Annotated in this window: 21 protein-coding genes; 15 read left to right on the top strand and 6 right to left on the bottom strand. The window is 57.5% G+C overall.

Features of this window, described 5'->3' with window-relative positions:
* Positions 1-37: 37 nt before the first annotated feature.
* Entirely contained in the window at positions 38-1,411 is a 1,374-nt protein-coding gene (trkA, locus tag JTJ32_RS09360; protein WP_210041863.1) for a Trk system potassium transporter TrkA, read from the top strand.
* Between the two features lie 89 nt (positions 1,412-1,500).
* Here trkA and JTJ32_RS09355 read toward each other — a convergent pair whose 3' ends face one another.
* Entirely contained in the window at positions 1,501-2,388 is an 888-nt protein-coding gene (locus tag JTJ32_RS09355; protein ID WP_099231068.1) for a lysophospholipid acyltransferase, read from the bottom strand.
* A 37-nt stretch (positions 2,389-2,425) separates the two neighbouring features.
* Entirely contained in the window at positions 2,426-2,977 is a 552-nt protein-coding gene (locus JTJ32_RS09350; protein ID WP_099231070.1) for a DNA-3-methyladenine glycosylase I, read from the bottom strand.
* Positions 2,978-3,056: 79 nt separating this feature from the next.
* Here JTJ32_RS09350 and glyQ point away from each other — a divergent pair, with 79 nt between their 5' ends.
* From glyQ to JTJ32_RS09325, 5 genes are all read left to right on the top strand, one after another.
* The gene (glyQ, locus tag JTJ32_RS09345; protein ID WP_002551326.1) at positions 3,057-4,004 is read left to right on the top strand and encodes a glycine--tRNA ligase subunit alpha; all 948 of its coding nucleotides are present in this window, start codon (positions 3,057-3,059) and stop codon (positions 4,002-4,004) included.
* Positions 4,001-6,055 carry a glycine--tRNA ligase subunit beta gene (gene glyS, locus JTJ32_RS09340; protein ID WP_184322448.1) on the top strand — a complete coding sequence of 685 codons (2,055 nt, stop codon included), beginning with the start codon at positions 4,001-4,003 and terminating at the stop codon, positions 6,053-6,055. The genes glyQ and glyS overlap by 4 nt, the downstream gene beginning before the upstream one ends.
* A gap of 10 nt (positions 6,056-6,065) precedes the next feature.
* A complete protein-coding gene (gene gmhB / locus JTJ32_RS09335; RefSeq protein WP_210041862.1) occupies positions 6,066-6,623 on the top strand; it encodes a D-glycero-beta-D-manno-heptose 1,7-bisphosphate 7-phosphatase in 558 nt (185 codons plus the stop codon).
* Positions 6,624-6,677: 54 nt separating this feature from the next.
* On the top strand, positions 6,678-7,448 hold the full coding sequence (locus tag JTJ32_RS09330) for a lysophospholipid acyltransferase family protein (protein ID WP_210041861.1): 771 nt from the start codon (positions 6,678-6,680) through the stop codon (positions 7,446-7,448).
* A 390-nt stretch (positions 7,449-7,838) separates the two neighbouring features.
* Positions 7,839-8,372: a glyoxalase superfamily protein gene (locus JTJ32_RS09325; RefSeq protein WP_210042199.1), complete on the top strand. Its 534-nt coding sequence runs from the start codon at positions 7,839-7,841 to the stop codon at positions 8,370-8,372.
* Positions 8,373-8,474: 102 nt separating this feature from the next.
* Here the strand turns inward: JTJ32_RS09325 and gyrB are convergent, their stop codons facing one another.
* The 4 genes from gyrB to dnaA are packed head-to-tail and all read right to left on the bottom strand — an operon-like array spanning position 8,475 to position 14,699.
* Entirely contained in the window at positions 8,475-10,892 is a 2,418-nt protein-coding gene (gyrB, locus tag JTJ32_RS09320) for a DNA topoisomerase (ATP-hydrolyzing) subunit B (protein ID WP_004882454.1), read from the bottom strand.
* A gap of 4 nt (positions 10,893-10,896) precedes the next feature.
* Positions 10,897-12,000 (bottom strand): DNA replication/repair protein RecF, encoded by a 1,104-nt coding sequence (gene recF / locus JTJ32_RS09315; RefSeq protein ID WP_004882453.1) that lies wholly within the window; start codon positions 11,998-12,000, stop codon positions 10,897-10,899.
* A 21-nt stretch (positions 12,001-12,021) separates the two neighbouring features.
* A complete protein-coding gene (gene dnaN, locus JTJ32_RS09310) occupies positions 12,022-13,125 on the bottom strand; it encodes a DNA polymerase III subunit beta (RefSeq protein WP_099231076.1) in 1,104 nt (367 codons plus the stop codon).
* Between the two features lie 38 nt (positions 13,126-13,163).
* Positions 13,164-14,699: a chromosomal replication initiator protein DnaA gene (dnaA, locus tag JTJ32_RS09305; protein WP_210041860.1), complete on the bottom strand. Its 1,536-nt coding sequence runs from the start codon at positions 14,697-14,699 to the stop codon at positions 13,164-13,166.
* Positions 14,700-15,283: 584 nt separating this feature from the next.
* Between dnaA and rpmH the strand changes: the two genes are divergently transcribed.
* The 9 genes from rpmH (at position 15,284) to JTJ32_RS09260 (ending at position 24,117) form a co-directional block, all read left to right on the top strand.
* Positions 15,284-15,418, top strand: a complete 135-nt coding sequence (gene rpmH / locus JTJ32_RS09300; protein WP_002551315.1) for a 50S ribosomal protein L34 — start codon at positions 15,284-15,286, stop codon at positions 15,416-15,418.
* 16 nt (positions 15,419-15,434) lie between these two features.
* Positions 15,435-15,836, top strand: a complete 402-nt coding sequence (gene rnpA, locus JTJ32_RS09295) for a ribonuclease P protein component (protein ID WP_004882450.1) — start codon at positions 15,435-15,437, stop codon at positions 15,834-15,836.
* A complete protein-coding gene (yidD, locus tag JTJ32_RS09290) occupies positions 15,829-16,074 on the top strand; it encodes a membrane protein insertion efficiency factor YidD (protein ID WP_004882449.1) in 246 nt (81 codons plus the stop codon). Before rnpA ends, yidD begins: the two co-directional genes overlap by 8 nt.
* Positions 16,075-16,076: 2 nt before the next feature.
* Positions 16,077-17,762, top strand: coding sequence for a membrane protein insertase YidC (gene yidC, locus JTJ32_RS09285; RefSeq protein WP_099231082.1), 1,686 nt, complete (start codon positions 16,077-16,079; stop codon positions 17,760-17,762).
* 78 nt (positions 17,763-17,840) lie between these two features.
* Positions 17,841-19,211 carry a tRNA uridine-5-carboxymethylaminomethyl(34) synthesis GTPase MnmE gene (mnmE, locus tag JTJ32_RS09280; protein ID WP_099231084.1) on the top strand — a complete coding sequence of 457 codons (1,371 nt, stop codon included), beginning with the start codon at positions 17,841-17,843 and terminating at the stop codon, positions 19,209-19,211.
* Positions 19,212-19,879: 668 nt separating this feature from the next.
* Entirely contained in the window at positions 19,880-21,772 is a 1,893-nt protein-coding gene (gene mnmG, locus JTJ32_RS09275) for a tRNA uridine-5-carboxymethylaminomethyl(34) synthesis enzyme MnmG (RefSeq protein ID WP_099231086.1), read from the top strand.
* The gene (gene rsmG, locus JTJ32_RS09270; protein ID WP_210041859.1) at positions 21,769-22,425 is read left to right on the top strand and encodes a 16S rRNA (guanine(527)-N(7))-methyltransferase RsmG; all 657 of its coding nucleotides are present in this window, start codon (positions 21,769-21,771) and stop codon (positions 22,423-22,425) included. Before mnmG ends, rsmG begins: the two co-directional genes overlap by 4 nt.
* 18 nt (positions 22,426-22,443) lie before the next feature.
* Entirely contained in the window at positions 22,444-23,235 is a 792-nt protein-coding gene (locus tag JTJ32_RS09265) for a ParA family protein (RefSeq protein WP_083184967.1), read from the top strand.
* A 9-nt stretch (positions 23,236-23,244) separates the two neighbouring features.
* Complete coding sequence (locus JTJ32_RS09260) at positions 23,245-24,117, top strand: ParB/RepB/Spo0J family partition protein (RefSeq protein WP_210041858.1); 873 nt, start codon at positions 23,245-23,247, stop codon at positions 24,115-24,117.
* Positions 24,118-24,187 lie beyond the last annotated feature (70 nt).

The raw sequence follows: 24,187 nt of genomic DNA, 5'->3' as shown, positions 1-24,187 counted from the left end.
GGGCAACAGTGCCCAGGAATTTCCACGGAGTGAACGGTTGAAAATCATCATCCTGGGTGCAGGTCAGGTCGGTGGCACACTGGCCGAGCATTTGGCAGGCGAAGCCAACGACATCACCGTGGTCGACACGGACGGTGATCGGTTGCGCAACCTGGGCGACCGGCTGGACATCCGGACCGTGCAGGGAAAAGGCTCCTACCCGGCTGTACTGCGCCAGGCCGGTGCCGACGACGCCGACATGCTGGTCGCCGTGACCAGCAGCGATGAAGCCAACATGATCGCCTGTCAGGTCGCGTACACGCTGTTTCACACGCCGACCAAAATTGCGCGGGTGCGTGAAGCCGCTTACCTGACACGCTCGGAGCTGTTCGACAACAGCGCTATTCCAGTGGACGTGCTGATCAGCCCGGAGCAGGTGGTCACCAATTACATCAAGCGCCTGATCGAATACCCCGGTGCTCTGCAAGTGATCGACTTTGCCGAGGGTAAGGCTCAGCTGGTCGCGGTCAAGGCGTACTACGGCGGGCCGCTGGTGGGCCAGCAACTGCGCCAGCTCAAGGCGCACATGCCCAATGTTGAAACCCGCGTCGCCGCGATTTTCCGTCGCGACCGCCCCATCCTGCCTCAGGGCGATACCGTGATCGAAGCCGACGACGAAGTCTTCTTCGTGGCCGCCAAGGCTGACATTCGCGCGGTGATGGGCGAAATGCGGCGCCTGGACGAAAGCTACAAACGCATCGTGATCGCCGGCGGCGGCAACATCGGCGAGCGCCTGGCGGAGGCCATCGAGAGCCGCTACCAGGTCAAGATCATCGAGATGAACCCGGCACGCTGCCGTTACCTCTCGGAGAACCTGGACAACACGGTCGTGCTGCAGGGCAGTTCCTCGGATCGCGACCTGCTGATCGAAGAAAACATCGGCAATACCGACCTGTTCCTGGCCCTGACCAATGATGACGAAGCCAACATCATGTCCTCGCTGCTCGCCAAACGGCTGGGCGCACGCAAAGTGATGACCCTGATCAATAACTCGGCGTATGTGGATCTGGTGCAGGGCGGGGAAATCGATGTCGCGGTCAGTCCGCAACTGGCGACCATCGGAACCTTGCTGGCCCACGTGCGACGCGGCGACATCGTCAGTGTCCACTCTCTACGCCGGGGTGCAGCCGAAGCCATCGAGATCGTGGCACATGGCGACTCGAAATCCAGCAAGGTCATCGGCCGCGCCATCAAGGACATCAATCTGCCGACCGGCACCATGATTGGCGCGATCATCCGCAACGAAGAAGTCTTCATCGCCCACGACATCACCGTGATCGAATCCGGCGATCAGGTGATCATGTTCCTTGTGGATAAAAAGTACATCCGCGACGTAGAGCGGCTGTTCCAGGTGGGTTTGAGCTTTTTCTGAACAGGCCGATAGTTCGCTGCACATGCTGTCGGGACGCTACGCGTCCCGACAGGTCTGATCCCGCAAGTCTGCGAGGTTGAAGCGCCAGATCAGTACCAGCGCTTCTCACCCTCAGGACGCTTCTTGAAGCGCTTCATGGTCCACATGTACTGGCTCGGGTAAGCGCGTACATACTTCTCGACCACTTTGCTCATCGCCGCTGCCGAGGTTTCGGTGTCAGTGCTGTACATCGCTTCAGGGGCCGCTTCCAGTACAACCTTGTAACCCGAACCGTCCGGCAGGCGCATGGCGTGCAGGAAGACGCCGACTGCCTTGCCGCCTGCCAGCATGTTGGGCACGAACTTGCTGGTCAGTGCCATGGTGCCGCAGAAGGGCACAAAGATGCCGGCGGATTCCGCCGGCTCAGGGTCTGCGGGAATGCCCACCGAACCGCCTTTGCGGACTTCCTTGATGACGCTGAGGATGCCTTCCTTGGTAGACGCTGCTACGCGGTTGCCCAGTTGTACCCGTTGCTTGCGCAGCAGGTCATCCACGGCCTTCAACTTCGGCGGACGGTAGAAAATGATCGGCTTGCACTGGCTGCAATAGAAATGGTTGAGCACTTCCCAGTTGCCCAGGTGGCTGGTGATACCGACCACGCCCTTGCCGGACGCCAGCGCATCCTTGAGCACGTCGAGCCCTTCGACTTCACGCACCAGATTGATCGATTTCTGTGCAGGCCAGATCCATGCACAAGCGCTTTCGGTCAACGTCTTGCCAATGTCCATGAGGCTTCTGCCCACCAGCTTTTCAAGCTCGGGCTCGCTCAGCTCGGGGAAACACTTGGACAGATTGATCCGCGCCACTTCGCGCGAACGGTTGGGAAGTTTCCACATCAGCCAGCCGATGGCGGTGCCGACCCACTGCACGGCACGCCAGGGCAGGAGGGCAAACAGGCGTAACGCCCCGACCATCATGGCGCCTTTGAACTTTTCCACAGATCACTCCCGGATTCTTGAGGCAGGCATTGTACCGTCAGCGGCTCAGGATCGCGTACCGATCACAGTCAACGGTGTGGTCCATGACCATTCCGCTGGCCTGCATGTAGGCATAACAGATGGTCGGACCGACGAACGTGAAGCCGGCTTTCTTCAGTGCCTTGCTCATCGCTTCGGCTTCAGCGGTGATGGCAGGCACTTCGCTGCGATCCTTGAAATGGTTGACCTTCGGCTGACCACCGACAAACGACCAGAGCAGATCCACCGGTTCCTTCAGCGCCAGCCAGGCCCTGGCGTTGGTGCGCACGGCCCTGAGCTTGAGCCGGTTGCGGATGATGGTTGGATCGAGCATCAGCGCATCGATCTCAGCATCGGTCAGTTGCGCCAGACGCTCGGCATCGAAACCGAACAGCACCTCTCGATATCGGGCGCGTCGTTTGAGAATCGTGATCCAGGAAAGGCCGGCCTGGAACCCTTCGAGCAAAAGCAACTCGAAGAGCTTCTGCGCGTCGCGCAGCGGCACGCCCCACTCCTGATCGTGATAAGCGATGTAAAGGGGGTCTTCGTTGCACCAAAAGCAGCGTGTCATAGGGCTCCCAAGGGTGGACGTGCAGCCGAATCGGGTATACTCCCGCTCTTTGAATCGCAGCCCAGCACAGGTGAAATTTGTGAGCCAGCCTACGCCAGCCGTGCGTACCTTCCAAGACTTGATCCTCGCCCTCCAGCAATACTGGGCAGAACAAGGTTGTGTGGTACTTCAGCCCTACGATATGGAAGTAGGCGCCGGCACTTTCCACACCGCCACGTTTCTGCGCGCCGTAGGCCCGGAAACCTGGAACGCCGCCTACGTACAGCCAAGCCGTCGTCCTACAGATGGCCGCTATGGCGAGAACCCCAACCGCCTGCAGCACTACTATCAGTTTCAGGTGATCCTGAAGCCGAACCCGGACAACTTTCAGGAACTGTACCTGGGCTCGCTCAAGCACATCGGCCTCGATCCGCTGGTGCACGACGTGCGCTTCGTCGAAGACAACTGGGAATCGCCGACGCTGGGCGCCTGGGGTCTGGGCTGGGAAATCTGGCTCAACGGCATGGAAGTGTCGCAGTTCACCTACTTCCAGCAGGTCGGCGGGCTGGAATGCTATCCGGTCACCGGCGAAATCACCTACGGCCTGGAGCGTCTGGCCATGTACCAGCAGGGCGTGGACTCGGTCTACGACCTAGTCTGGGCCGACGGTCCGTTCGGCAAAGTGACTTACGGCGATGTGTTCCATCAGAACGAGGTGGAGCAATCGACCTATAACTTCGAGCACGCCAACGTCGACAAACTGTTCGAGCTGTTCGATTTCTACGAAAGCGAAGCGGCCCGCCTGATCGAACTCGAGCTGCCGTTGCCAGGTTACGAAATGGTCCTCAAGGCCTCGCACACCTTCAACCTGCTGGATGCCCGTCGCGCCATCTCCGTGACCGCGCGTCAGCAATACATTCTGCGCGTGCGCACACTGGCTCGCTCGGTGGCTCAGGCTTATCTGCAAGCTCGCGCCAGACTCGGTTTCCCGATGGCGCCACCCGATCTGCGCGACGAAGTGTTGGCTAAGCTGGAGGCTGCACAATGAGTGCTCAAGATTTTCTGGTCGAACTGGGCACCGAAGAGCTGCCACCCAAGACCCTGAGTTCACTGGCCGACGCGTTTCTGGCCGGTATCGAGAAGGGCCTGCAGAGCGCCGGCCTGACTTACAGCGCCAAACAGGTCTACGCCGCACCGCGTCGTCTGGCGGTGCTGATCACCGAGCTGTCCACGCAGCAACCGGATCGTGCCGTCAATCTGGATGGCCCGCCACGTCAGGCCGCGTTCGATGCCGACGGCAATCCGACTCAGGCCGCCCTGGGCTTCGCCAAGAAGTGCGGCGTTGACCTGAGCGAAATCGATCAGAGCGGCCCGAAGCTGCGTTACAGCCAGAACATCGTCGGCAAGCCGACCGTGTCGCTGCTGCCTACCATCGTCGAAGACTCGCTGAACGACCTGCCGATTGCCAAGCGCATGCGCTGGGGTGCTCGCAAGGAAGAGTTCGTGCGCCCGACCCAGTGGCTGGTGATGCTGTTCGGCGATCAGGTTGTCGATTGCACAATCCTGGCTCAGACCTCGGGCCGTCATTCCCGTGGTCACCGCTTCCACCATCCGGAAGATGTGCGTATCTCCTCGCCTGCCGGCTACCTGAGCGACCTGCGTGCCGCCAACGTACTGGCTGACTTCAACGAGCGTCGCCAGATCATCAGCAAGCGCGTCGAAGAGCTGGCCACCCAACAGGAAGGCACCGCCATCGTGCCGCCAAGCCTGCTGGACGAAGTCACCGGTCTGGTCGAATGGCCAGTGCCGCTGGTGTGCTCGTTCGAGGAACGTTTCCTCGAGGTGCCTCAGGAAGCGCTGATCACCACCATGCAGGACAACCAGAAGTATTTCTGCCTGCTGGATGCCGACGGCAAGCTGTTGCCACGTTTCATCACGGTCGCAAACATCGAAAGCAAGGACCCGGCGCAGATCATCGCCGGTAACGAGAAGGTGGTTCGCCCACGCCTGACCGACGCTGAGTTCTTCTTCAAGCAGGATAAGAAGCAGAAGCTGGAGACCTTCAACGAGCGCCTGAAGAACGTTGTGTTCCAGGCTCAGCTGGGCAGTGTCTACGACAAGGCCGAGCGCGTTTCGAAACTGGCCGCCTACATCGCGCCACGCATCGGCGGCGACGCTCAGCGCGCAGCGCGTGCGGGCCTGCTGTCCAAGTGCGACCTGTCGACCGAGATGGTTGGCGAGTTCCCCGAGATGCAGGGCGTGGCAGGCTACTACTACGCCAAGGCCGACGGCGAAGCCGAAGATGTAGCTCTGGCGCTGAACGAGCAGTACATGCCTCGTGGCGCAGGTGCTGAACTGCCGACCACCCTGACCGGTGCGGCGGTTGCCATCGCAGACAAGCTCGACACACTGGTGGGCATCTTCGGTATCGGCATGCTGCCCACCGGCAGCAAGGACCCCTATGCACTGCGTCGCGCAGCGCTGGGTATCCTGCGCATTCTGATCGAGAAGAAGCTGGACCTGGACCTGATCGAAACGGTGAAATTCGCAGTCACTCAGTTCGGTGCCAAGGTCAAGCCGGCCGGTCTGCCAGAGCAGGTGCTGGAGTTCATCTTCGACCGTCTGCGTGCGCGTTACGAAGACGAAGGTGTCGAAGTAGCCGTGTACCTGTCGGTCCGTGCGCTGCAGCCAGGTTCTGCGCTGGACTTCGATCAGCGTGTGCAGGCCGTTCAGGCATTCCGCAAGCTGCCACAGGCAGCCGCACTGGCAGCGGTGAACAAGCGCGTATCGAACCTGCTGAGCAAGGCCGAGGGCAACATTGCCCAAACCGTCGAGCCCAAGTACTTCGACAACGCCAACGAGTTCTCGCTGTACTCCGCGATCCAGCAAGCCGACCACGCTGTACAGCCCATGGCCGCCGAGCGCCAGTACAGCGAATCGCTGGCGCGTCTGGCCAGTCTGCGTGAGCCGGTCGATGCGTTCTTCGAAGCGGTGATGGTCAACGCCGAAGATGCCAACGTGCGTGCCAACCGCTATGCACTGCTGGCCCGCCTGCGTGGCCTGTTCCTCGGCGTTGCCGATATCTCGCTGCTGGGCTGACAAGGGGTCGATGTTGAAACTGCTGATACTGGATCGGGACGGAGTGATCAACCATGACTCCGACGCTTACATAAAGTCGGTGGAGGAGTGGACTCCCATTCCCGGCTCGATCCAGGCGATCGCAGCGCTGAGCAAGGCCGGCTGGACGGTGGCCATCGCCACCAACCAGTCCGGCATTGCCAGAGGTTATTACGATCTGGCCACTCTGGACGCCATGCACGCGCGACTGCGCGAGCTTGTGACAGAGCAGGGTGGCGAGGTTGGTTTGATCGTCTACTGCCCGCATGGGCCAGACGAAGGCTGCGACTGCCGCAAGCCCCGGCCCGGCATGTTGCAGACCATCGCCCGACATTACGCAGTCGACCTGAAGGGTCTATGGTTTGTGGGCGACAGCAAAGGTGACCTGCAGGCGGCTTTGGCCGTCGATTGTCAGCCTGTTCTGGTAAAGACCGGCAAAGGTCAGAAGACCCTGGCTGGCGACGTGCCGACCGGCACCCTTGTTTTTGACGATCTGGCGGCGGTTGCCGCAGAGCTTATCCACACTAGTGTTTCGCTGAATACTCCCTAAGTTCGGCTTGAAGCGCTCAAGGAGCGGGCACCTGCCCGTACGGTAAACGTAACTATGTCGATCATGCAGGCAATCAGGACTTTCTTCTTCTACCTGTTGCTGGGCACCAGCTCGCTGCTGTGGTGCACGTTGAGCTTTTTCATCGCGCCATTCATGCCATTCAAGGCTCGTTATCGATTCATCAACGTCTACTGGTGCCGCTGCGCCATTTGGCTGACCCGTGTGTTCCTCGACATCAAGGTCGAAGTCACCGGCGCCGAGAACGTTCCGAAGACACCTTGCGTGATCATCTCCAACCATCAGAGCACGTGGGAAACCTTCTTCCTGTCGGCGTACTTCGAGCCAATGAGCCAGGTGCTCAAGCGCGAGCTGCTCTACGTCCCGTTCTTTGGCTGGGCCATGGCCATGCTTCGTCCTATCGCGATTGATCGTGATAACCCCAAGGCTGCGCTCAAGGCGATCGCCAAAAAGGGCGACGAACTGCTCAAGGATGGAATCTGGGTTTTGATCTTCCCGGAAGGCACCCGAGTGCCGTATGGCCAGGTGGGTAAGTTTTCCCGCGGCGGTACGGCCCTGGCGGTCAACGCCGATCTGCCGGTGCTGCCGATAGCCCATAACGCAGGCAAGTACTGGCCGAGAGACGGCTGGGCGAAAAAGCCCGGCACGATTCAGGTCGTGATCGGCGAACCGATGTACGCCGAAGGCACAGGACCCCGTGCCATCGCCGCACTGAATGAGCGCGTTCAGACGTGGAACGAGGACACTCAGCGTGCACTGGGCTCGCCGGCTGCACCGGTAGCGAGCGGCGAAAAAGTCCCGGCCTGATTTTGTGGATAACCTGTGTACGCTTTTTCGATAAGCGCTGAAAAACGTACGTAACCTATTGATAGCTTTATTTATTTCTTAAAGCCATTAACAAGCCAAAAACGTGCATAAGTTTTGGTGATACAAAAAAACCGACCCGTTTGAGGTCGGTTTTTTATTGCATTTCAAATGACGATTTTCATAGAAACCAGACACCCCGAGTTTCTGCATACAGTTGCCGACTTTCGCTTCGAATGTTGCCTGTGTACTATCCAGCTCAGGCCGATGCTGCCCGCCGCTCGCTCCGCAAGGAAGGTGAAAGCATTGCGACTCCTAACTCAACTGCATCGTTATCGACCGGTCGAGGCTTGGCAACGCGGGCACCAGCATGCTTCGACTCAGGGAGAAATGATGTTATCCATCGAGAACGCCAAACTGCTGGCCAAGACGCTGCGTGCAGCGTTGGCAGCACGTGATCACAACGTGTCCCACTCCGAAGCGCTGGAGCTGGTTTCCCGGCAACTCGGCTACAAGGACTGGAACACGGCCTCAGCCCTGCTGCCACGAGAAACACCTCAGCCCACCGCCACTACCTTCAAAAGCCCTATACCGATACTTCGGATGTTCGACGAAGCCAAGGCCCGCGAGTTTTACCTGGACTTCCTGGCCTTCAGCGTGGAGTTCGAGCACCGCTTTGAAGCGGATCTGCCGTTGTATCTGGGCATCATCAGGGACGGTTTGCGGATCCACCTCTCAGAGCATCACGGCGATAGCAGCCCTGGATCGACAGTATTTATTCCCACTCAGAACATCGAAATGCTTCGCGATGAATTACAGGCCAAGCGTTATGGGTATGGACGTCCCGATATCGTGGAGCAGGGGTGGGGGAAAGTGCTTGAGGTTTATGACCCATTCGGGAACCGGATTCGGTTTTGCGAGAGTTGACGTGTCTCTTGCCTGATCCTGTAATCCGGTAACAATTCCAGAACGCATGCAAACAAAAACCCCGGCTTTCGCCGGGGTTGAGGGTGAAACATGCGTTCTGGATCAGAAGTCCAGGTTGGACACTGCCAGCGCATTGCTTTCGATGAAGTCACGACGTGGCTCGACCGCATCACCCATCAAGGTGTTGAAGATCTGATCAGCGCCGATGGCGTCTTCGATGGTGACCTTGAGCATGCGGCGCACGCTTGGGTCCATGGTGGTTTCCCACAGCTGATCCGGGTTCATCTCACCCAGACCTTTGTATCGCTGAATGGTGTGGCGCTTGGTGCTTTCGGCCATCAGCCAGGCGAGGGCGTCCTTGAACTCCGTCACCTGCTTCTTGCGCTCGCCACGTTGCACATAGGCACCTTCTTCCAGCAGCGAGCTGATCTGCAGGCCCAGGGCGGTGACAGTCTTGTAGTCGTTGCTGCCGAAGAAGTCGCGGTTGAAGGTGACGTAGTTCGACAGACCGTGGGAGATCAGTTCGACCTCTGGCAGCCAGACGTTACGTTCGCGGTCTTCGCGCAGGCTGGCCTTGTAGACCAGACCCGACTTCTCACCGGTGCGCAGGCGTGCATCGAACAGATCCAGCCAGGACTGCATGGCAGCGTGGTCGGAAAGCTGCTCAAGCGTGACAGGAGGCAGGTAGACAAAGTGCTCGGTCAGTTCCTGAGGGTACAGGCGCGACAGACGCTTGAGCGTCTTCATGACCATGCGGAAGTCGTTGACCAGACGCTGCAGCGCCTCACCGGAGATGCCCGGAGCCGACTCGCTGAGGTGCAGGCTGGCGTCTTCCAGAGCCGACTGGGTCATGTACTCTTCCATGGCCTCGTCGTCTTTGATGTACTGCTCCTGCTTGCCTTTCTTGACCTTGTACAGCGGCGGCTGAGCGATGTAGATGTAGCCACGCTCGATTAGCTCGGGAAGCTGACGGAAGAAGAAGGTCAGCAGCAACGTACGGATGTGAGAACCGTCGACGTCAGCATCGGTCATGATGATGATGTTGTGATAACGCAACTTGTCGATGTTGTACTCTTCACGGCCGATACCGCAGCCCAACGCAGTGATCAAGGTGCCCACTTCCTGCGAAGAGATCATCTTGTCGAAACGCGCTTTTTCAACGTTCAGGATCTTGCCCTTGAGCGGCAGGATGGCCTGGGTTTTACGGTTACGCCCCTGCTTGGCTGATCCGCCAGCAGAGTCCCCTTCCACCAAGTAGAGTTCGGAGAGGGCAGGGTCTTTCTCTTGGCAGTCAGCCAGTTTGCCTGGCAGACCTGCGATGTCCAATGCGCCTTTACGGCGGGTCATTTCGCGGGCCTTGCGAGCGGCTTCACGAGCGCGCGCAGCGTCGATCATCTTGCCGACAACAGCCTTGGCTTCGTTTGGGTTTTCCAGCAGGAAGTCCGAGAAGTATTTACCCATCTCTTGTTCAACGGCGGTTTTGACTTCAGACGAAACCAGCTTGTCTTTGGTCTGCGAGCTGAACTTGGGATCAGGCACTTTTACGGAGATGATCGCTGTCAAACCTTCACGCGCATCGTCACCGGTGGTGGCGACCTTGTGCTTCTTGGCCAGACCTTCCTGCTCAATGTAGTTGTTCAGGTTACGGGTCAGTGCGGAGCGGAAGCCGACCAGGTGAGTACCGCCGTCGCGCTGCGGAATGTTATTTGTGAAGCACAACAGGTTCTCGTTGAAGCTGTCGTTCCACTGCAACGCGATCTCGACGCCCACCCCATCGTCACGCTGGACGTTGAAGTGGAACACTTCGTTGACCGGCGTCTTGTTGGTGTTCAGGTATTCAACAAATGCGCGCAGGCCGCCTTCGTATTTGAACAGCTCTTCCTTACCGCTGCGCTCGTCCTTCAGCATGATGCCGACACCGGAGTTCAGGAACGACAGTTCACGTATCCGCTTGGCCAGGATGTCCCAGCTGAAGTGGATGTTCTTGAACGTGTCGGCAGACGGTTTGAAGTGGATCTGAGTACCCGTGGTATCGCTTTCACCTACGATCTTCATCGGTTCCTGTGGAACACCATGAACATAGGTCTGTTCCCAGATCTTGCCGCTGCGACGCACGGTCAGCAGCAGAATTTCCGAAAGCGCGTTTACTACCGAGACACCCACGCCGTGCAGGCCGCCGGATACCTTGTACGAGTTGTCGTCGAACTTACCGCCAGCGTGAAGCACGGTCATGATGACCTCGGCTGCCGATACGCCTTCCTCTTTGTGCACGTCTACAGGAATACCGCGACCGTTGTCGCGGACCGTGATCGATTCGTCAGGATGAATGATGATACTGATGTCGTCGCAATGGCCTGCCAATGCTTCGTCGATCGAGTTATCAACCACTTCGAATACCATGTGATGCAGACCGCTACCGTCGTCTGTATCGCCGATGTACATTCCGGGACGCTTGCGTACGGCATCGAGTCCTTTCAGCACTTTAATGCTGGACGAGTCGTACGTTTGATTTTCGCTCATGCAATCACTCCCGATGGTCGTGGGTCTGGGTGATACGGCCTTGTTCCACGTGGAACAAAGCGACTGGCGTTTCCGTCTGCCAGCCTTCCCTCAAAAATTCTTGATCTACACAGGTGATAAATACCTGGCAGCGTAATTCTTCCAGCAAACGGCAAAGCGCCCGGCGATGGTTGTCATCCAGTTCGGAAGGCAAGTCATCGACGAGATAGATACACTGCCCGCGCCGGACCTGACTAACCAGATGTCCTTGCGCGATGCGCAACGCACAGACCACCAACTTCTGCTGACCCCGGGACAAAATATCCGCGGCGTTGTGAGCGCCCAATCTAAGGCGCAAATCAGCGCGTTGTGGTCCGGCCTGTGTATGGCCCATCTGCTGATCGCGATTCAGGGAAGAAGCGAGCACGGTGCTCAACTCTTTTTCCTTATCCCATCCTCGGTAGTAGCTCAGGGTCAAACCTTCGAGTTCAACAAGTTCGCTCAAAGTTTGTTCAAAGACTGGCTTCAATGCCTTGATGTAAGCGCGACGAAACTCATCGATTTCATCACTCGCCAGGCACAGTTCTCGGTCCCATGCCGCCTGCGAAGCGGCGTCAAGTGTACCATGCCGAAGCCATGAGTTTCGCTGCCTCAAGGCCTTCTGGAGCCGCTGCCAAGTGGCCATGAAACGAGGTTCCACGTGGAACACTCCCCAATCCAGAAACTGCCTCCGAATCTTGGGCGCGCCCTCAAGCAATCTGAAACTGTCAGGATTGATGAGCTGAAGCGGAAGGATCTCAGCAAGCTGCGCAGCACTGCGTGCATTCTGCCCATCGATGCGAATCTGGAACTCGCCCTGCCTGTCACGCGCAACACCCAGGCTGCTATGGCCACCTTGCGCAAGTTCGACCTGGCCGAAGACCGTGCAAGATGGTTGCTCATACTGAATGACAGGAAGCAGACGGCTGCTGCGAAACGAGCGAGCGATACCCAGCAAGTGGATGGCTTCCAGTACGCTGGTTTTTCCGCTGCCGTTGGCACCGTAAAGGATGTTGATACGCGGGGAGGGGGAGAGGGTCACCGGGTGCAAATTGCGCACCCCGGTGACCGAGATGCGGCTGAGAGACATCTAGGTTGCGCTGTACATGAGTTACAGGCGCATCGGCATGACAACGTACGCCGAGTCATCGTTGTCTGATTCCTGCACCAGCGCACTGCTGTTGGAGTCAGACAGAATCAAACGCACTTGTTCAGTGGTCATCACGCCCAGAACGTCGAGCAGGTAGCTGACGTTGAAACCGATTTCCAGCGAGTCGCCGTTGTACTCAACGCCGATTTCTTCTTCCGCCTCTTCCTGCTCAGGGTTGTTGGCCTGAATCTTGAGCTGACCACTGGCCAGCTGCAGACGAATGCCGCGGTATTTTTCGTTGGACAGAATCGCAGTACGGCTGAACGCTTCACGCAAGGCCTGACGATCACCCAATACCAACTTGTCACCACCTTTTGGCAGCACGCGCTCATAGTCCGGGAACTTGCCGTCGACCAGCTTCGAGGTGAAGGTGAACTCGCCTGTGGTTGCGCGGATATGGTGTTGACCCAGTACGATGCTGACAATGCCATCCTGCTCTGTCAGCAGACGCGCCATTTCCAGAATGCCTTTGCGCGGCACGATGACCTGATGGCGATCAGCGTGTTCGATGTCGGCAGTCATGGAACACATTGCAAGGCGGTGGCCATCGGTGGCCACAGCGCGCAGTACACCTGCGCTCACCTCAAGCAACATGCCGTTGAGGTAATAGCGCACGTCCTGCTGAGCCATGGCGAAGCTGGTGCGCTCGATCAAACGGCGCAGCTTGCTTTGACCCAGCTGGAACGTCAGCGAGCCCGGACCTTCTTCCACGGTAGGGAAGTCGTTGGCAGGCAACGTGGACAACGTAAAACGGCTACGACCGGCTTTTACCACCAACTTGGCGTCATCGACCTTGATGTCGATGAGGGCATCGTTGGGCAAGCTTTTGCAGATGTCCATCAGCTTGCGCGCAGGGACAGTGATTTCCCCAGGTTCGGCTGGCTCTTCCAACTGCACGCGTCCAACCAGTTCGACTTCAAGGTCGGTACCGGTCAGCGACAGTTGCTGGCCTTCGACGACCATCAAGACGTTGGATAGCACCGGCAAGGTCTGACGGCGTTCAACCACGCCGGCCACCAATTGCAGGGGTTTCAACAGGGCTTCGCGTTGAATGGTGAAATGCATGGTCTAGTCCCTTGCCTTAATAAGCTGCACTGGCGTCATCACGTAGTCAGAGTGCGCAGCAGGTTCTTGTAGTCCTCGCGGATATCCGCATCGGATTCCTTGAGTTCGTTGATCTTTCGGCACGCGTGCAGAACAGTCGTGTGGTCGCGACCGCCAAACACGTCACCGATTTCCGGCAGACTGTGGTTGGTCAGCTCTTTGGACAACGCCATCGCAACCTGTCTTGGACGGGCTACGGAGCGGGAACGACGCTTGGACAACAGGTCGGAGATCTTGATCTTGTAATACTCGGCAACGGTGCGCTGAATGTTATCCACACTCACCAGCTTGTCTTGAAGAGCGAGCAGATCTTTCAGCGATTCACGAATCAGTTCGATCGTGATGTCACGGCCCATGAAGTGAGAGTGCGCGATGACTCGCTTGAGCGCGCCCTCGAGTTCACGGACGTTGGAGCGAATGCGTTGCGCGATGAAGAACGCCGCATCATGGGGCAGATCGACCTTGGCCTGGTCTGCCTTCTTCATGAGAATCGCGACGCGGGTTTCCAGTTCGGGTGGCTCGACCGCTACCGTCAGACCCCATCCGAAACGCGACTTGAGACGTTCTTCAAGGCCTTCGATCTCTTTCGGATAACGGTCGCTGGTCAGGATGACCTGCTGTCCACCTTCAAGGAGAGCATTGAACGTGTGGAAAAACTCTTCCTGCGAACGTTCCTTGCGGGCGAAGAATTGAATGTCATCGATCAGCAGCGCATCGACCGAGCGGTAGAAACGCTTGAACTCGTTGATCGCATTGAGCTGCAGCGCCTTGACCATATCGGCTACGAAACGCTCCGAATGCAGGTAGACAACCTTGGCATTGGGGTTTTTCTTGAGCAAGTGGTTACCCACAGCATGCATCAAGTGCGTTTTACCCAGGCCGACACCGCCATATAAAAACAGCGGGTTATAGCCGTGCTTCGGGTTATCCGCGACCTGCCAGGCAGCTGCGCGCGCCAGTTGGTTGGATTTACCTTCAACGAAGTTCTCAAACGTGAATGTGCGGTTCAGGTAGCTGGTGTGCTTGAGCGCACCTTCCACCTGAACGGTGCGTTGTTCGGCACGGGCGGGTGCCTGTTGCGAACTTGCACCGGCCATGGGATCGAAACTGTCGCGCGACGGCTCGTTGTGAACCGGCATCTCCTGGACAGGAGAGGGCGACGCTGCAGCCTGGGCAACCGGCGCGGGGACCGGCGCAGGTGCCTGAGCGCTGTTGGTGGAGCTGGCAGACAAGGCATGCGAAGCAGCGGCAGCCAGCGGCGCGTTGGGCGCTGCACGAGGAGCAGAGCTGCGTTTGCTTCCTATTAATAAGGAAAGCGCAGGCGCCATCCCCTGACCGTGTTCGCCAAGGAGCTCAAGCAATCGGCTGAGGTATTTCTCATTGACCCAATCAAGCACGAAGCGGTTTGGCGCATAGACACGCAACTCGTCGCCTTCGGCTTCGACCTGTAGCGGACGGATCCAGGTGTTGAATTGCTGGGCAGGCAGCTCATCGCGCAAAAGCTCCACGCACTGCTGCCAAAGTTCCACTGACACGGATATCCCCTAAGTCGAAAGCCGGTGAGGCAAAAACAGCCGCCATTGTAACGGTCCGCTGAAGACTTATCCACATGTAGGTTGCTAACAGTCGGCTATAAATCATTGATTTGGAGGGCTGACACGCGACGAACGGTATGTGCATAAGGTCTGTGGATAAGAACACTTCAGCCCATTGCATAAGTCGGGGTTGAAGTCTGTGGATAACGCGCCTGTGGATAAAACAGCTATTCATGCACAGCTTTTCCGAGGTTGCAGCACAGGCAGGGCACGGTTTCTCGACAGCCTTTTGAAACGCTGTACACCATGTAAAATCAGGTCTCTAGCGTTTTATCCACAGATATGAGCGACGTAAGAATTATAAGCTTTATAAAAAAGCTTTAAATACTCTCCTTCTTTATTTCTATAACAACGGTCAGGTACGTGAGGGTTCCCTCCCACAGAAGACGGAAAAATACCCCTATAGACCGTTATTGAAGAAAAGCTGGTTGGAAATTGACCTGCGGGCCTGCTTTCTCTAGAATCCCCGGTCTCTTAAAACGGGGGCCATTCCGGCCCGTAGTGGACGAACCAGGTAACACGCCATGAAACGTACTTTCCAACCCAGCACTATCAAGCGCGCCCGCACCCACGGTTTCCGTGCACGTATGGCCACCAAAAACGGCCGTGCCGTTCTGTCGCGTCGTCGCGCCAAAGGCCGTAAGCGTCTGGCAGTTTGATAAATCGGCACAGGAGGTGAGTCGAGACTTCAGTCGGGAAAAGCGTTTGCTGACTCCCCGGCATTTCAAGGCAGTCTTTGACTCCCCTACCGGCAAGGTTCCGGGGAAAAATCTCCTGCTCCTTGCGCGCAACAACGACCTCGATCATCCCCGCCTGGGGCTGGTTATAGGTAAAAAGAGCGTCAAGCTCTCCGTTCAGCGCAATCGTTTGAAACGCCTGATGCGCGAATCATTTCGCCAACACCAAGACAGCTTGGTCGGTTGGGATATCGTTATCGTCGCGCGTAAAGGTTTGGGTGATGTAGAAAACCCTGAACTGATTCAGCATTTCGGCAAGCTGTGGAAACGTCTGGCACGCAGCCAACCTGCTCCGCAGACAAAAACCGAACCTGCAGGGGTGGACAGTCCCGATGCGTAAACTGGCGCTCGTTCCGATCCAGTTTTATCGCTATGCCATTAGCCCGCTGATGGCCAGTCACTGTCGTTTCTACCCCAGTTGCTCCTGCTACGCGTATGAAGCCATCGATAATCATGGCCTTTTGCGCGGCGGCTGGCTGGCAATGCGCCGCCTGGGTCGCTGTCATCCGTGGAATCCCGGTGGTTATGACCCGGTTCCACCTGTCCCCACCTCCCGTTCTTCTTCGATGGCCGAGTAATCATGGATATTAAACGCACGATCCTGATCGTCGCCCTGGCAATCGTGACCTACGTCGGGGTTCTGAAATGGAACCAGGACTACGGTCAGGCAGCCATGCCGACCCAGAATGTTGCAGCCAGCAACACCGCACCGGGTATTCCGGATACGGCTGCTGGTAATAATGGTTCCGCCAGCGCTGATGTTCCAAGCGCGAACGCAACCAATGCCGCGGCTCCTCTTGAAACTCCGGCCGTAGCCAGCAAAGACCTGATTCAGGTCAAGACCGACGTGCTCGATCTGGCGATCGATCCGGTGGGTGGTGACGTGGTTCAGCTTCGTCTGCCTCTTTACCCTCGTCGTCAGGACCGTCCTGAAGTGCCGTTTCAGCTGTTCGACAACGGTGGCGAGCGTACTTTTCTGGCCCAAAGCGGCCTGACGGGTACCAACGGTCCCGATGCTCGTGCCGCCGGTCGTCCGGTTTACACGTCCACTCAGAAGACTTATCAACTGGCTGATGGCCAGAACGATATGGTCGTGGACCTGAAGTTCTCGGAAAACGGCATCAATTACATCAAGCGTTTCACATTCAAACGTGGCCTTTACGACCTGGTCGTGACCTACGTTGTGGATAACCAGAGCGCTCAGCCTTGGGCTGGTAATCTGTTCGCACAATTGAAGCGCGACGCCAGTTCCGATCCATCGTCGACCACGGCTACCGGTACCGCCACCTATCTGGGTGCGGCACTGTGGACAGCTGCAGAGCCCTACAAAAAAGTGTCGATGAAAGATATCGACAAGGGTCAGGTCAAGGAAACGGTCCAAGGTGGCTGGGTTGCCTGGTTGCAACACTACTTTGTGACGGCGTGGATCCCTGATCACAACGCGGCAAACCTGGTTCAGACTCGCAAAGACAGCCAGGGTAACTACATCATCGGCTTCACCAGCCCGACGTTGACCGTTGCTCCGGGCGCCAAAGGCGAGGCGACCGCGACCTTGTATGCAGGTCCGAAAAGCCAGGCGGTACTCAAAGAGTTATCCCCAGGTCTGGAACTGACTGTCGACTACGGCTTCCTGTGGTTCATTGCCCAGCCTATCTTCTGGCTGCTGCAACATATCCACGCAATTCTCGGGAACTGGGGCTGGTCGATCATTGTTCTGACCATGCTGATCAAGGGCCTGTTCTTCCCGCTCTCCGCAGCCAGCTACAAATCCATGGCACGCATGCGCGCCGTGGCTCCGAAACTGGCCTTGCTGAAGGAACAACATGGCGATGATCGCCAGAAAATGTCCCAGGCGATGATGGAGTTGTACAAGAAAGAGAAGATCAACCCGCTGGGTGGATGCTTGCCGATTCTTGTACAGATGCCGGTTTTCCTGTCGCTGTACTGGGTACTGCTGGAAAGCGTGGAAATGCGTCAGGCTCCATGGATCCTGTGGATTACCGACCTGTCGATCAAGGATCCGTTCTTCATCCTGCCGATCATCATGGGCGCGACCATGTTCATTCAGCAGCGTCTGAACCCGACTCCTCCGGATCCGATGCAGGCCAAGGTCATGAAAATGATGCCAATCATCTTCACGTTCTTCTTCTTGTGGTTCCCTGCCGGTCTGGTTCTGTACTGGGTTGTGAACAACACCCTGTCGATCGCTCAGCAGGCGTACATCACTCGCAAGATCGAAGCCGCTACCAAGAAAGCAGCTGTCTGATCTAACCTGTGAATAAGTTTCACAAAGCGCCCCCTCGTGGGGCGTTTTGCTATCTGTCAGTTGTCCAGGAGCCGGACCATGAACGTCCCTCGTGAAACCATCGCTGCCATCGCCACTGCTCAAGGTCGTGGTGGCGTCGGCATTGTCCGTATTTCAGGTCCGCTGGCCAGCAAAGCGGCTCAGGCGATAATCGGGCGTGAGCCCAAACCCCGTTATGCCCATTACGGACCGTTCGCAGATGCATCTGGCCAGACACTGGACGAAGGCATCGCACTGTTCTTCCCTGGCCCCAACTCCTTTACCGGCGAAGATGTTCTGGAACTGCAGGGCCACGGTGGTCCGATCGTGCTCGATATGTTGCTGCAGCGCTGCCTGGAATTGGGCAGCCGGCTGGCCCGCCCGGGTGAATTCAGCGAGCGTGCGTTTCTCAACGATAAGCTGGACCTGGCACAGGCCGAAGCGATTGCCGATCTGATTGAGGCAAGTTCTGCACAGGCTGCCCGCAATGCATTGCGCTCGTTGCAGGGTGCTTTTTCCCAGCGTGTGGATAAGTTGACCGAGAAACTGATCGGTCTGCGAATCTACGTGGAAGCGGCGATCGACTTCCCGGAAGAGGAAATCGACTTTCTTGCCGATGGCCATGTACTGAGCATGCTCGACGAAGTGCGTGCCGAGTTATCCACAGTCTTGCGCGAAGCCGGGCAGGGAGCATTGTTGCGCGACGGCATGACCGTGGTCATTGCTGGCAGGCCGAACGCGGGCAAATCCAGTCTGCTCAATGCACTGGCTGGACGTGAGGCTGCGATCGTCACCGAGATCGCCGGCACTACTCGCGACGTACTGCGTGAACATATCCACATCGACGGAATGCCATTGCACGTGGTGGACACCGCAGGCTTGCGGGACACACAGGATCAGGTCGAAATGATCGGTGTACAACGTGCGCTCAAGGCGATTGGTGAGGCGGACAGGATCCTGCTGGTGGTGGATGCCACAGCACCGGAAGCGAATGATCCCTTTGCCCTGTGGCCTGAGTTTCTGGAAGAGCGGCCGGACCCGGCCAAGGTCACACTGATTCGGAACAAGTCAGACCTGAGCGGCGACCTCACAGGCCTGGAAACCAGCCCGGACGGCCATGTCACCATCAGCCTGAGCGCCAGGGCCGGTGGCGAAGGTCTGGAACTTCTGCGTGAACATCTCAAAGCGTGCATGGGGTATGAACAGACGTCTGAAAGCAGCTTCAGCGCCCGTCGGCGTCACCTTGAAGCCCTGCGCCATGCCAGTGACTCCCTTGAGCACGGCAGGGCACAATTGACGCTTGCCGGCGCTGGAGAGCTGTTGGCGGAGGATTTGCGCCAGGCTCAGCAGTCCCTGGGTGAAATCACCGGTGCTTTCAGCTCCGATGACCTGCTCGGCAGGATCTTTTCCAGCTTCTGCATCGGAAAATAGTCCCTCAATAACAGATGCTTCTCATCTGACAGTGTCAGGCAACCAGCTTTCTCACCCCCTGAGTCAGTCTGAAGGGACGGCAACCGTCCCTGCTGCCTGTTGATAACCCCCTCCGCGCTACCAAAACGTTCCCCCGTCGCATTGCCTGATCATGATTCCTGTAGCCGACGATTGATCGCTTCAATACACAACGCGCTTCGAGATGCCCTCTCTGTGACGATCAGGCAGCCCCTTTTTGACTGACCATCCTTCGACAGAGCTCTGATTTCATCATTTTCCGTAAAATAAGCCCTGTGCATAACCACGCTTCAGCTCGGTTGATAACCGGGCCTGAAACCTGAAGATAAACCCGCCTGTGGACAAAGTGCACTTTAATCCACAGGCTCAGGGCAGTTATCCCAACCCCTCATTGGCACATGAACACAGACTTTTAATTCTCTGTACACAAAGCAGATAAAGGCCTGTAGCAATCTATCCACAGAAACGTTGCTCAGTAAGAATAAACATAAAAACAAGGCTTTATAAACTTTCTTTCCTTTTTATTTTCTTTATTCGCGAGTTTTCCACAGCTGGTTAAATTTTGTGCAACGGGTTTCATTCAGGTGGGGTAAGTCCCTATACTTGTCAGCTATCCCAATTTCCCATCGACAACAGGCACGAGGTGCGTGGTGGATTTCCCTTCCCGTTTTGAAGTGATCGTCATCGGTGGCGGTCATGCCGGTACCGAGGCCGCACTTGCGTCGGCACGCATGGGTGTCAAAACCCTGCTGTTGACGCATAACGTGGAAACCCTCGGCCAGATGAGCTGCAACCCTGCGATCGGCGGCATTGGCAAAAGTCATCTGGTCAAAGAAATCGACGCCCTCGGCGGTGCGATGGCCATGGCCACTGACAAGGGCGGCATTCAGTTCCGCGTGTTGAACAGCCGTAAAGGCCCGGCCGTACGGGCGACCCGTGCCCAGGCAGACCGTGTTCTGTACAAGGCCGCTATTCGCGAAACGCTCGAAAACCAGGCGAACCTGTGGATATTTCAGCAATCCTGCGATGACTTGATCGTTGAACAGGACCAGGTCCGTGGTGTGGTGACGCAAATGGGCCTGCGTTTCATGGCCGATTCCGTTGTATTGACCACCGGCACGTTTCTGGGCGGTCTTATCCACATCGGTATGCAGAATTATTCGGGTGGCCGTGCAGGTGATCCGCCGTCTATCGCGCTTGCACACCGTCTGCGCGAATTGCCATTGCGTGTAGGCCGGCTGAAAACAGGCACGCCGCCGCGCATCGATGGCCGCTCTGTGGATTTTTCGGTGATGACCGAACAACCGGGCGATACGCCGATTCCAGTCATGTCGTTCATGGGCTCCAAGGAACAGCACCCCTCGCAGGTGAGTTGCTGGATTACCCACACCAATGCGCGGACACACGAAATCATTGCGTCCAACCTTGATCGCTCGCCGATGTATTCCGGCGTGATCGAAGGGATCGGCCCGCGCTATTGCCCGTCGATCGAAGACAAGATCCACCGCTTTGCCGACAAGGAAAGCCATCAGGTCTTCATCGAGCCGGAAGGTTTGACGACCCACGAGCTGTACCCGAACGGTATCTCCACGTCTCTGCCGTTCGACGTGCAATTGCAGATCGTTCGTTCGATTCGCGGTATGGAAAATGCGCACATCGTTCGCCCTGGCTACGCCATCGAGTACGACTACTTCGACCCGCGCGATCTGAAGTACAGCCTCGAAACCAAGGTGATCGGCGGCCTGTTCTTCGCAGGACAGATCAACGGCACAACCGGCTACGAAGAAGCGGGTGCTCAAGGTTTGCTGGCCGGAACCAACGCGGCATTGCGCGCGCAGGGGCGTGACAGCTGGTGCCCGCGTCGTGACGAGGCGTACATCGGCGTGCTGGTCGACGACCTGATCACGCTGGGTACGCAAGAGCCTTACCGGATGTTCACATCCCGTGCCGAGTACCGTTTGATTCTCCGTGAAGACAACGCCGACCTGCGTCTGACCGAAAAAGGTCGCGAACTGGGTCTGGTCGACGATGCGCGTTGGGCTGCGTTCTGCACCAAACGTGAAAACATCGCGCTGGAAGAACAACGTCTGAAGAGCACCTGGGTTCGTCCGGGTACTGAACAAGGCGATGCCATCGCGGCGCATTTCGGTACGCCACTGACCCACGAATACAATCTGCTCAATCTGCTGACGCGTCCGGAAATCGATTACGCCAGCCTGATCTCCCTCACCGGTGAGGGTTGCACTGATCCGCAAGTCGCCGAGCAGGTCGAGATCAAGACCAAATACGCTGGTTACATTGATCGGCAACAGGACGAAATCGCCCGTTTGCGTGCGAGCGAAGACACGAAGCTGCCTGAAGACATCGATTACGCCGGGATTTCCGGTCTGTCGAAAGAAATTCAAAGCAAGCTGGGGATAACGCGTCCCGAAACCCTGGGGCAGGCGTCCCGCATTCCAGGTGTTACGCCAGCAGCGATTTCCCTGTTGATGATTCACTTGAAAAAACGCGGCGCCGGCCGTCAGTTGGAGCAAAGCGCTTGAGTTCGATGGTCACCCCGCAACACGCCGAAGAGTTATCCACAGGCGCACGCGCTCTGGGCATCGAGCTCACGCCGGTCCAGCACGAGCAGCTGCTGGCCTATCTGGCGCTTTTGATCAAGTGGAACAAGGCGTACAACCTCACGGCTGTGCGTAACCCGGACGAAATGGTGTCCCGGCACTTGCTCGACAGCCTCAGCGTGATTCCTTTCATCGACAGTGACGCCGAAAACGAACGTTGGCTTGATGTGGGCAGCGGCGGTGGGATGCCCGGCATCCCCATGGCGATCATGTTTCCGCAGATGAACGTCTCGCTGCTGGACAGCAACGGCAAGAAGACCCGCTTCCAGACCCAGGTCAAACTGGAGCTGAAGCTGGATAACCTTGAGGTTATCCACAGTCGCGCTGAAACCTATCAGCCGGATGTACCGTTCAACGGAATCATTTCCCGGGCGTTCAGCAGTCTGGAAGACTTTGCCGGATGGACTCGCCACATGGGCGACACACAGACACGCTGGCTGGCGATGAAAGGGCTGCATCCTGCCGATGAACTGGTAGCATTGCCCACGGATTTTCACCTCGATAGCGCACAAGCCTTGACCGTTCCGGGTTGCCAAGGCCAACGCCATCTGCTGATACTGCGCCGCACGGCATGATTGGGAACACAAGCGATAATGGCTAAGGTATTCGCGATAGCGAACCAGAAAGGTGGGGTAGGCAAGACCACCACATGCATCAACCTCGCCGCGTCACTGGTCGCTACCAAACGACGCGTGCTGCTCATCGACCTCGATCCCCAGGGCAATGCGACCATGGGGAGCGGTGTGGATAAACATAACCTCGAAAACTCCGTCTACGACCTGCTGATTGGCGAATGTGACCTGGCCGAGGCCATGCAGTTTTCCGAGCACGGTGGTTATCAACTGCTTCCGGCCAACCGCGACCTGACTGCAGGCGAGGTGGTACTGCTGGAAATGCAGATGAAGGAGAGCCGTTTGCGCAACGCGCTGGCGCCGATCCGCGAAAACTACGATTACATTCTCATCGACTGCCCACCCTCGCTGTCGATGCTCACGCTCAACGCCCTGGTGGCGTCCGATGGCGTGATTATCCCCATGCAATGCGAGTACTTTGCACTGGAAGGTCTTAGCGACCTTGTGGATAACATCAAGCGAATCGGCGAGTTGCTCAATCCGCAACTGAAGATCGAAGGCTTGCTGCGCACCATGTACGACCCGCGTCTGAGCCTGATCAACGATGTCTCTGCTCAGCTCAAGGAGCACTTTGGTGAGCAGCTGTACGACACCGTCATCCCGAGAAACATCAGGCTGGCCGAGGCGCCGAGTTTCGGCATGCCGGTGCTGGCCTACGACAAGTCTTCCCGGGGGGCGCTGGCTTATCTGGCGCTCGCCAGTGAGCTGGTTCGTCGTCAACGTCGCGGTGCGAAAACCGCTCAGCCAACCTAAGGAATTCCCATGGCCGTCAAGAAACGAGGTCTCGGACGTGGGTTGGACGCACTTCTGAGCAGTCCAACCGTCAGTACGCTGGAAGAACAGGCCGTCAAGGCGCCAGCAAGCGAGCTGCAGCATGTGCCGCTGGACCTTATCCAGCGCGGCAAGTACCAGCCGCGTCGCGACATGGACCCTCAGGCGCTTGAAGAACTCGCGCAGTCGATCAAGTCCCAGGGCGTGATGCAGCCGATCGTGATTCGCCCGATCGGCGACAACCGTTTTGAAATCATTGCCGGTGAGCGTCGCTGGCGCGCCAGTCAGCAGGCTGGCGTGGAGACGATTCCGGCCATGGTTCGCGATGTGCCGGATGAAACCGCCATCGCCATGGCGCTTATCGAAAACATCCAGCGCGAAGACCTCAATCCCATCGAAGAAGCGATGGCGTTGCAGCGTCTGCAGCAGGAATTCCAGCTGACCCAGCAGCAGGTGGCCGATGCCGTCGGCAAGTCGCGGGTCAGTGTGGCCAACCTGTTACGACTGATTGCGCTGCCTGAAGTGATCAAGACCATGCTCTCTCACGGTGACCTGGAGATGGGGCATGCACGTGCCTTGCTCGGTCTGCCGGAAGAAAGGCAGGTCGAAGGCGCGCGACATGTTGTCGCACGCGGGCTGACCGTACGCCAGACAGAAGCACTGGTCAGGCAGTGGCTCAGCGGCAAGGAAACCCCTGCGGAACCTGCCAAGACCGACCCCGACATCAGCCGCCTCGAGCAGCGTCTGGCCGAGCGTTTGGGGTCTGCAGTCCAGATCCGCCACGGGCAGAAGGGAAAAGGACAATTGGTGATCCGCTACAACTCGCTGGATGAGTTGCAAGGTGTGCTTGCTCACATCCGCTGAAACAATTGCTCTGTAGCGTATAGTCGGAAATCACTACCTGACTGTTGAATAGGGACTTAACCGCCCCTAT

Origin of the sequence: Pseudomonas alliivorans (assembly GCF_017826695.1) — a bacterium.
Classification (GTDB): domain Bacteria; phylum Pseudomonadota; class Gammaproteobacteria; order Pseudomonadales; family Pseudomonadaceae; genus Aquipseudomonas; species Aquipseudomonas alliivorans.
Note: the sequence above shows the minus strand (reverse complement) of the source record. Positions and strands in the feature narration are given on the sequence as shown.